This is a genomic window from Streptomyces sp. NPDC047028, assembly GCF_040644095.1.
Taxonomy (GTDB): Bacteria; Actinomycetota; Actinomycetes; order Streptomycetales; family Streptomycetaceae; genus Streptomyces.
The window spans coordinates 25900-33056 of record NZ_JBEYVS010000061.1 but is presented as its reverse complement, the minus strand read 5'-3'; the positions used below and the strand labels follow the sequence as shown (position 1 = coordinate 33056).

The window sequence follows — 7157 nt, the reverse complement described above, 5'->3', positions numbered from 1 at the left end:
ACATCGGCGCCCGCGAATACGACCCCACCACCGGCCAATTCCTCAGCACCGACCCCCTCCTCACCCTCGACCAACACCAATCCCTCAACGGCTACGCCTACGCCAACAACAACCCCGTCACCAACTCCGACTCCACGGGTACAACACTGGACGGCGGCGGAGACTGCGGAATCCTCGGCACCTGCAACGTCGGCGAGAAACCCGGCGACATCAGAAACAACCCCGACGGCCACCTGAGAAAACACCACGGGACCTCAAGCGGAAACGGCAACAGCGGTACAGCACCCACCAGCAGTACCGGCCACACCTCCAACGCGTGGGGTAAGTTCACGAACTGGGTCTCGAACACAAAGGACACCGTCGTCAACTACGGGTCTGCGATTGTTTCACAACCCGATATCTGGATCGGTGGCGCCGAAACCGTAGGCAGCATGATCCTCATGGGTCAAGGAGCAGACGTCACCACAACAGGTGTAACAATCTGCTTGAGCGGCGTCGGCTGCCTCGCAGGCGCCCCGATCGCCGCAGGCGGCGTAGTCCTGGTCGGCATCGGCGCATACGGAGCCAAAGACGGCATCGGACGTATCAACGACGGACTCGGCAAAGCCCTCCGCGAGGCTGAAAGCACCGGGAGTGGAGAAACGGCTGGCAGCGCATCTGGAGCGCCCTCTTGGATCCCCAAGACAGCGACCAGTAAGGTGCCAGATGCCTTTGGCTCAGGGAAGGCTACCAAAAAGGGAATCGGCTGGCGATGGAACGACGGAAAGGGAAACGGAATCCGCATTGACCAAGGAAATCTTAACAATTCACAGAAGTACCAACAGGTCGACCATGTCGTCATCAATTCCGGTGGCAGGATTCTAGGACGGGATGGCAAACCAATCGAAGGCGACATAAAAACTAACGCCTACGAAGCGCACATCCCGCTCACCGACTGGCTGAAATGGAAGTCATGGAATTCTCCAAATTGAGCAAAGTTTCCTTTCCGGAAATGAGAGAAAGTGTCATTTCCGCCGTCTCCGCCCTGACTGACGAGAAGTACCAAAAAGAAGTCTGGGTCGATCAAAACTATCCTGAAGAGGGGTATTTCGATGACTTCGAGCTGAATATTCACATCCTCTTCGACGATACACTGGTACTCGAGGACCCCGCGTCCGCGCTCGGTACAATACTGCGCTCTACGGAAGAGGTGAATGCCATGGAGAAGCTGGCCTCTGCCATCAATGATCTACTCGCGAGCGAAGGCAGCGATAAGACGGATATCCAATACATCACCTCACCTTTGTGGGGGGCTGTTGTAAGATCCGCGTCGATCGCCCTCGGTATCTTGAATCAATAACCGACGAGCGACTCGGGGCGATACTCCAGGGAAGCCCCGACTTCCGTCGAAACGATGCCCTTCATGGTGCCGGGGTTTCGCATACCTCCTCGCGGAGTGGCAGCGGACCCAAGACCATCAACGGCGTCGGGGCGGTGAACGTGAACCGACGCTTAGGGACGTCTTAAACACGGTCGGGGCCGGTGCCCGTGCGTGGGCGCCGGCCTTCCCGCCGTCCCGCAGCCGATGGCGTGTCACCCCGTTCACACCCGCCCCGCGCCCATTCGTGTTCTCTTCGGATTTTCGGCCGGTACCAGCCTCGTACGCCCCTGACCTGCCCGAACCCCGGGGCCGCTGGGCCGTGTGGGGGCCGTGGGGGCCACCCGTTCTCCGCAGTGGGGGACCGTTCTCGGGGGGCGGGGTGGGGCGAGTGCGACTTTGCTCGGTGGGGCAGGGGCGTGGCCCCTGGTCGAGTCGGAGGAAGAGTTCGGACAAGCTCTGGGGAGCACCATGGGACGCACTGCCCGTCTGCTGGCCGGTACCGGGCTCGCCGTGGTCGCGGCGGGGTTCGCCTCGGCGCCGGCGTACGGCGGGGACACCGGGACCGGTGCCGGTTCGGGTGCCGGGACGCTGGTGATGTCGCCGGCCACCGTGGTGCCCGGCGGGGACGTCACCGCGACGACCACGGGATGCGGGAAGAAGGCCGCGGCCAGTGGGAACGCGGGCGCGGTCGGCGCCGGTACGTTCCCGATGGCGCCCGGTGACGACACGAGCCAGGCCGTCGGGCGGTTCCGGGTGCCGGAGAGCGCGCAGCCGGGGACGTACGAGATCGTCGCCCGGTGTGCCGAGGGCGACCGGCAGGTGACGGGCGACCTGGTGGTGGCGCTGAGCGCGGCGCGCGAAGAGGTGCAGCCGCGCGGCAGCCTGAAGACGGGGGTCGGCGGCGGGCTCGGCCGCGACCCCGTGCAGACCACGGCTGGTGTGGCCGCTCTGGCCGTCGCCGCCGCGGGCGGTACCTGGCTCCTGCATCGCCGGGCGAGAGGCGACGGGATCTGACGGACACCCTCCGCTGTCCGTCGCCGGTACCGCATACCCCACCCCCTCCGGGCCCGATGCCCCTCGCGGCCCGGAGGGGGCAGAGGGGCCGAGGGTACGAGGGCTCCGCCGACCGGGGTCGTCGTACGCGCGTCAGAGAACCGTCGGAAGAGGGGTACGCCATGCGCCGGATCGGGGACACCGCGATAGCCGCGGTCACCGTCGTCGCCCTCGCCTCGGGCGTGTGGCTGCTCGGTGGCAGTTCCGGTACGCACGCGCCGCCGCAGCCGTCGGCCGCCGAGGGCCGGGCCGAGCCGGGTGAGGCGGCGCACGGGGCGCCCGCGCTGCCGGCGTCGCCGCCGACCCGCATCCGCATCCCCGCGATCCATGTGAACGCCCCGCTCATGGGGCTCGCGCTCACCCCCGGCGGCAGCCTGGACGTGCCGCCGCCGGAAAACAAGAATCTCGCCGGCTGGTACGAGGCCGGCACCGCGCCCGGTGAGACGGGCACCGCGATCGTCGCCGGGCACGTCGACAACGCCCAGGGACCCGCCGTCTTCTACGACCTGGGCGCCCTCAAACGCGGAGCCCGCATCGAGGTGGACCGCGAGGACGGCACGGTCGCCGTGTTCACGGTGGACGCGGTCGAGGTGTACTCCACCCGGAACTTCCCCGACGAGAAGGTGTACGGCGCCGCGAAGCGCGCCGAGCTGCGGGTGATCACCTGCGGTGGCGGCTACACCAAGGCGACCGGCTACCAGGGGAACGTGGTGGTCTTCGCCCACCTGACGGGCAGCCGGAAGGCTGCCGCCTAGGCGCGGGCGCCCTCCAGGTACTTCAGCACTGCCAGCACCCGCCGGTGTCCGGACTGCGACGGCGGCAGGTCGAGCTTGGTGAAGATGTTCGCGATGTGCTTCTCCACGGCCCGTTCCGTGACGGTGAACGCGGTGGCGATCGCGTGGTTCGTGCGGCCCTCCGCCATCAGCGAGAGCACCTCGCGTTCGCGGGGCGTCAGCGTGTCCAGGGCGGTGCTGCGGCGAGTGGCGCCGAACAGCTGGGCGACCACCTCGGGGTCCAGCGCGGTGCCGCCGGCCGCGATCCGCTCCAGCGCGCCGACGAACTCCCCGATGTCGGTGACCCGTTCCTTCAGCAGATAGCCGAACCCGGCGGGGTCGGTGAGCAGCCGGGCCGCGTACGTCGTCTCCACGTACTGCGAGAAGAGGAGCACACCGATGCCCGGGTTTTCGGCGCGCAGCCGCAGGGCCGCCCGCACGCCCTCGTCGGTCTGGGTGGGCGGCAGCCGGATGTCGAGGACGGCGACGTCGGGGGCGTGTTCGGCGACAGCCGTCATCAGCGTCTCGGGGTCGCCGACGGCGGCCGCCACCTCGACGCCGCGCAACTCCAGCAACTGCACCAGGCCGTCCCGCAGCAGGGCCGAGTCCTCGGCGATGACGACGCGCATACGGCTCCGTTTCCGGTGGTGCGGCAGGCTCAGGTGAGGGGGTGGGCTCAGGTGTGGGGCAGTTCGACCGTGATCACAGTAGGCCCTCCGGGTGGGCTGGCGCAGGTGAGTGTGCCGTCGACCGTGCGGATGCGGGCCAGCAGGCCGGTGAGTCCGGAGCCCCCGCCGACCACCGCCCCGCCGCGGCCGTCGTCGGTGACGCGCAGCCGCAGCAGGGTGTCGTCGGCGGTGACGTCGACCGTGGCGGTGCCGGCCCCGCTGTGCTTGACGGCGTTGGCGAGGAGTTCCGCGGCGCAGAAGTAGGCGATGGACTCGACGGCGGGACTGGGCCGGGTGCGGATGTCGGTGCGCAGTTCGACGGGGAGCGCCACGTCGGCGGCGAGGGTGGCGAGGGCCGCGGGGAGTCCCTCGTCGAGGACGGGCGGGTGGATGCCCTTGACGAGGTGACGCAGGTCGGTGATCGTCTGCGTGGCGGTCGACCGCGCGGTGTCGACGGCGGTGAGGATCCGCTCGGGCGCCGCGCCGGCGGTGACCAGCTCGCGGACGATCGTGAGGTGCATGGCGAGGCCGACCAGCCGGGCCTGCGTCCCGTCGTGCAGGTCGCGTTCGATCCGGCGCAGGGTGGCCGCCGCGTCCTCGACGGCCTGCGCGCGGGTCTCCTCCAGGGTGCGGATACGGCGGTCGGCGGGGTCGGGGCCGAGCAGCGCGGCCAGCAGGGCGCGGTGCGGGGCGAGGGCGTGCCGCAGGAGAAAGGGGACGACTGCGAGGAGGAGCAGGCCGAGGGCGCAGGGGATCAGCCAGCGCGGCCAGGTGTCGACCTGGAAGCCCCAGAACTCCAGGCTGACGTGGGAGACGGAGCCGTCGGCGTGGTGGACGGTGTCGCGGTCCCACTGCTTCAGCAGCGGGAAGAGGGTGAGCAGGACGCCGTAGACATAGCCGATGAGGACGGCGGCGTAGCCGAAGACGGCGGTGAACGGCGTCAGCAGCGCGCAGCCGACGGCCCGCCGGCCGGGCCGGTCGCCGAGCAGGGCCCGGCGCCGGCCGAGGATGCCGTGCCCGCCGGGCGGGGCCGGTTCCTCGATCCGCAGGCCCAGCAGGCGGCGGGCCAGCAGCCGTTGCAGCGCGCCGAGCGCCAGGGCGCCGCGTACCGTCCCGGCGAGCAGCCACAGCCCGAACGGGGTCACCGACAGCACGAGGCCGGTCAGCAGCCCGGCCAGGGTGAGCACGAAGCCGACGAGGGCGAGCGGGAAGGCCAGCACCGCGTACAGCAGGGCGGCGAGGGCGCGGCGGCCGAACGTGGCGGCGGCGAGGGCACGGAGGCGGACCATGGGGTGACCTTAGGAGAGTCTTCGGTGGGGCTCAGGCGAGGAACCGGTGCGCGATGCGGATCTGGAGCGCCGCCATCGCCCGGCCCAGCCACGGCATGAGCAGCAGGAAGCCGAGGCCGCCGAGCACCGCGTGGAACGCCCACGCACCGGCGAAGGTGGGGCCGCCCCACGCGGTGGAGTAGTCCGACCCGGCCCGCAGGGGCCAGCCGAGGTTCATCGGGACGATGGACCAGCCGTAGACGGTGACGGCCAGAACGAGCAGGTTCACCGGGGTGGCGACCAAGGTGTGCACCAGCCCGGCGCGAGCCCCGCCGCGCGGGTCGGTGCCGAGGAAGCGGTGGGCGAGCGCCCGCTGCCAGCGGGCCGTGGGCGCGCCGGCCAGCGCCAGCGGTACGCAGGCCACGCCGACGGGCAGGGCGAGCAGGGCGTAGGCGACGCGCCGCCAGGTGGGCGCGGTGAAGGGCGCGCGGAGGATGCGCGGGAGCAGGCCGGGGGTGCTGTGGCGCGTGCTCGTCCTGTCGTCGACGCCGAGGTCATGGTTGGTCGTCATCGTGTTTCCCCCTGGAAGTGGACCGGTGGGCGAACCGGATGTCCGGTGCCTTCAGCCTTTCGCGCGCACCCGCGCCGCACGATGGTGGCCGCACGGAACCGCAGGGTTCGGTTGACCCCACCCCCTCACACCCCCGCCCCGCCCCCGCTGAGGGCAGCGTTCCCCGTGGGTAACAGAGGTGATGCGGCGGGGTAATCTCCGCCCCGCACGCTCTTGGGCATGACCTCGAATGCGCGTGTGGTGGTGATCGGCGCCGGGCTCGCGGGCGTACGGCTCGCCCGGCGGCTCGGCGAGCTGGGCGTGCCCGCGCTGCTCGTCGGGGAGGAGGAGCAGGCGCCGTACAACAGGGTCCTGCTGGCCGAGGTGCTGGCCGGCCGGTACGCCCCCGAGGTGATCGCCCTCCCCGCCCCCGACGGCCTGGTCCGCACCCGGGTCACCGCGATCGACCGGGCCGCCCGGAGCGTGAGCTGCGCCGACGGCACCCGGATCGGCTACGGCACGCTGGTCCTGGCCACCGGCTCCAACCCGGTGCTGCCGCCGCTGCGCGGACTGTTCACCGAGGAACACGAACTCCCCGAGGGCGTCCACGCGTTCCGTACGCTGGACGACTGCCTGGGCCTGGCGAAGGCCGTACGGCCCGGGGTGCGCGCGGTCGTCATCGGCGGCGGCCTGCTCGGGGTCTCCGCGGCCCGCGCGCTCGCCGTGCGCGGCGCGCAGGTGGTGCTGGCCCAGCAGGCCGAGAGGCTCATGGAGCGCCAGCTCGACCCGAGCGCGTCCCGGCTGGTGCACCGGCACCTGACGGACCTCGGTGTCGAGGTGCACACCGAGTGCCGGGTACGGGACGTGCGCAGCCTGGGCGGCGCGGTCCGCTCCGTGGAACTGGCCGACGGCTACGCGCTCGACGCCGACCTGGTCGTCCTCGCCTGCGGGGTGCACCCCCGCACCGGTCTCGCCGAGGCCGCCGGGCTCGCGGTGCGCAAGGGCGTCGTCGTCGACGACGAGCTGCGCACCTCCGACCCGCACGTCCACGCCCTCGGGGACTGCGCACAGCACGACGGCACGGTGTACGGCCTGGCCGCCCCGGCCCTCGAACAGGCCGACGTGCTCGCGGAGTTGCTCGCGGGTGACACCACCGCCCGGTACACCGGCACCCGTTCCCTGACCCGGCTGACCCTGACCGGCGCGGCCGGCCCGACCGGTCCGGACTCCCCCTTCGGCCCCTTCGACCTCGCCGCGTTCGGTGAGACGGAGGCCCGTCCCGGCGACGACGTCGTGCAGCTGGCCGACGCCACCCGGGGCACCTACCGCAAGGTCGTCGTCCGTGACGACCGGCTGGTCGGCGGAGTCCTCGTCGGCGAACTCGGCACCGTCGGCGCGCTCGCCCGCGCCTGGGAGGGAGCAGAGCCGCTCCCCCTCGGTGACGGTCCGCTGCTCCACCTGCTCACCAACGACGGAGGCTTCTGA

General features: G+C 70.9%; 8 protein-coding genes. 5 read left to right on the top strand and 3 right to left on the bottom strand.

Annotated elements, in window-relative coordinates:
- The 4 genes from ABZ854_RS33845 to ABZ854_RS33830 all read left to right on the top strand — a co-directional run.
- On the top strand, positions 1 to 971 hold a 971-nt coding region (locus tag ABZ854_RS33845), incomplete at its 5' end, for an RHS repeat-associated core domain-containing protein (protein ID WP_361218884.1).
- Entirely contained in the window at positions 953 to 1339 is a 387-nt protein-coding gene (locus ABZ854_RS33840; protein ID WP_361218881.1) for a hypothetical protein, read from the top strand. The genes ABZ854_RS33845 and ABZ854_RS33840, both read left to right, overlap by 19 nt.
- 489 nt (positions 1340 to 1828) lie before the next feature.
- Positions 1829 to 2374 carry a hypothetical protein gene (locus tag ABZ854_RS33835; protein WP_361218879.1) on the top strand — a complete coding sequence of 182 codons (546 nt, stop codon included), beginning with the start codon at positions 1829 to 1831 and terminating at the stop codon, positions 2372 to 2374.
- Positions 2375 to 2535: 161 nt separating this feature from the next.
- A complete protein-coding gene (locus ABZ854_RS33830) occupies positions 2536 to 3168 on the top strand; it encodes a class F sortase (protein ID WP_361218876.1) in 633 nt (210 codons plus the stop codon).
- Here the strand turns inward: ABZ854_RS33830 and ABZ854_RS33825 are convergent.
- From ABZ854_RS33825 to ABZ854_RS33815, 3 genes are read right to left on the bottom strand one after another with little or no spacing between them, the layout of a single operon-like run.
- On the bottom strand, positions 3165 to 3815 hold the full coding sequence (locus ABZ854_RS33825) for a response regulator transcription factor (protein ID WP_361218873.1): 651 nt from the start codon (positions 3813 to 3815) through the stop codon (positions 3165 to 3167). The genes ABZ854_RS33830 and ABZ854_RS33825 overlap by 4 nt on opposite strands.
- 47 nt (positions 3816 to 3862) lie before the next feature.
- A complete protein-coding gene (locus ABZ854_RS33820; RefSeq protein ID WP_361218871.1) occupies positions 3863 to 5143 on the bottom strand; it encodes a sensor domain-containing protein in 1281 nt (426 codons plus the stop codon).
- 31 nt (positions 5144 to 5174) lie between these two features.
- The gene (locus ABZ854_RS33815) at positions 5175 to 5693 is read right to left on the bottom strand and encodes a hypothetical protein (protein ID WP_361218868.1); all 519 of its coding nucleotides are present in this window, start codon (positions 5691 to 5693) and stop codon (positions 5175 to 5177) included.
- Between the two features lie 219 nt (positions 5694 to 5912).
- Between ABZ854_RS33815 and ABZ854_RS33810 the strand changes: the two genes are divergently transcribed.
- Positions 5913 to 7157: an FAD-dependent oxidoreductase gene (locus ABZ854_RS33810; RefSeq protein WP_361218866.1), complete on the top strand. Its 1245-nt coding sequence runs from the start codon at positions 5913 to 5915 to the stop codon at positions 7155 to 7157.